General features: G+C 45.4%; 2 pseudogenes. Both read left to right on the forward strand.

Going from position 1 to position 2318, the window contains the following annotated elements:
- Positions 1–236: 236 nt before the first annotated feature.
- Positions 237–646: pseudogene (locus tag BCU07_RS23560) on the forward strand (CBS domain-containing protein).
- Between the two features lie 790 nt (positions 647–1436).
- Positions 1437–2318 (forward strand): annotated as a pseudogene (ltrA, locus tag BCU07_RS23565) (group II intron reverse transcriptase/maturase); the annotation flags it as partial.

The following is a 2318-nucleotide window of genomic DNA, read 5'->3' on the forward strand; positions in this document are numbered from 1 at the left end:
CTCTTTAGCGGAAGAAAATATTTGGTTCAACATGATATAAACAGCGTACAAGAATAACAGATTTCGCTTTAGACCACATTGAGATATACGGCACCAAGTTTTGTAGCACTCACTTGTCTTCAAAGTTTGATGAAAGATAGGGGTTATTGTTGAAATAGGTAAAAACAATTTAGTAAATTCTCAAATTTGGTCGACACTTAACAGGTAGAGTGATGTTGTGTGGAAGGAGTCCAGAAATGCAGTCATTAAAAGTTAAAGATTATATGAACCATCAAGCAGTTACATTTACCCCAGGTATGTCATTGTCTGCAGCACTGAAAGTTTTGCACTCCGCGCATGTGGGTGGGCCGGTAATTAATGAACAAGAAGAGGTAGGATTCTTATCGGAGCAAGACTTACTCGATAAGTTGATCAAGGTGAGTTACCACTGCCAAGATACGCATATTGTCAGCGACTGTATGTACAAAGACGTGCTTTCAGTCACCCTGAAACCTCGATCATAGATTTAGCGTCAATGATGCAAGTAGGAAAACCTAAGGTGTACCCAGTGATTGATAGTGGAAAACTGGTGGGGATTATTTCACGCAGTGACGTGCTTAAGGCGGTAGGTGCATCTATTGACTTGTGCTTTAAAAACCCAATCTAATCAAAATCTTTGTGAGCTCAGTTAAGCCTCGGATTTTTCGAGGCTTTTTTCGTTTGCCCAGCGAAGCTGGCAAACCCGTTAGGTTGAGAGAAACCTGAATCACCCCGACTGAGGGGAAGATAACCCGACTGGCAAGGGCGTTGTTGGCTAACGGCAAGGTCTGAAGGAAGCCATAGGAAGTTAACAGTACATAACGCAAGTGAACCTGCTTCGGCAGTGTAGGTGGGTAAGCGTCCGAAATAGCGCGAAGCCCAATACTCAGTCAGACCTATGCTGTGCTTGAGGATGGCATTGTTAACAGGGAGTCAGTGCAGTAACTGGGGAAGCCTGACACCACATCCGGGTATATGCCGGAAGACATACGCTTAAGGTGAAACCAAGACTTATGTTGGTGCGAGGTGGCAGATGAATCCGTAGTAGTGAGTAAGGCACAGCCTGTGAAGCCCAGTAATGGTGTGGAGGAGAAAACTGAGCTGATCATCAGCATTATGTTTGATGGGGCACTGAACAGCCAAAAGCAGTCAGTGTTGCGAAGGGAGGAAGTACACTTTTTAAGTCTGTGATGAACAGATGTTTTTTTTTAGTGGTACACAAACCGATTCGCTATCGGGGTATTCCGGACTGGTGATCTGTGGAGACAGAAAACTGGGTCGAGAAACCGTACATGGGAGTAGCTCTGACTCACTTTAGTATATTGCCATTAGGCTAGAAGGCTAAATAGCAGAGGGAAACAGACCAACACGAAAGAACACATTTTGTCCCCACACAGCACACAGTCCAAGGTGAGACGTTGAGAGTTTATTACAGCCTGTATGGGCAGTTGCTCCACAAAGAGCGACTATATAAAGGATTTAAAAAAGGTGTGGAAAGCGAAAGGCGCGGCCGGAATAGATGGGCAGAGCCTGAGCGACTTCGCCTCAAATCTGAGTAATAATCTCGATCAACTTCTCGCTGAACTTCAAAACAAGCAGTATGAACCTCAACCAGTGAGACGGGTTGAAATCCCGAAAGAGGGGGGAGGTATCAGGCTACTTGGTATCCCAACAGTACGGGATAGAGTTGTCCAACAAACTCTGAATGACCTCCTAACTCCGATCTTCGAAGAGCAGTTTCACCCATCGAGCTTTGGGTACAGACCGCATCGAAGTTGTCATGATGCTATCAATAAATCGACGATGTTTATCCGCCGCTATGGATTGGAGCATGTTGTCGATATGGACTTATCAAAATGCTTCGACAAGCTTGATCATGAGCTTATCTTGAGAAGTATTAGAGAGAGAGTCAGGGATAGCAGTGTACTGGCACTGATAAGTCAGTTCCTGAAAAGCGGAGTGATGGTAGGTGAGCATTGGCAGAAGACCGAGATAGGAAGCCCGCAAGGTGGCGTAATAAGCCCCTTGATAGCGAATATCTATTCTGGATGCGTTCGATCAGGAGATGCGGAATCGAGGTCATCGAATTGTTCGTTATGCAGATGATATTCTAATCTTCTGTCGCAGTCGAAAAGCGGGTGCAGAAATGCACTTGCTCAAGCGACCAAGGTGCTGGAGAAAGAGCTGAAACTGACGGTGAATCAGGCGAAATCACATATCGCGCACAGCAAAGACGGTGTGAGGTTCCTTGGTGTAGAAATCGGGAGTCGATATACCCGTATTCAAGCCAAGAAACTCGT

The organism is Vibrio sp. 10N.261.54.E10 (genome assembly GCF_002877735.2).
Lineage (GTDB): Bacteria > Pseudomonadota > Gammaproteobacteria > Enterobacterales > Vibrionaceae > Vibrio > Vibrio crassostreae_C.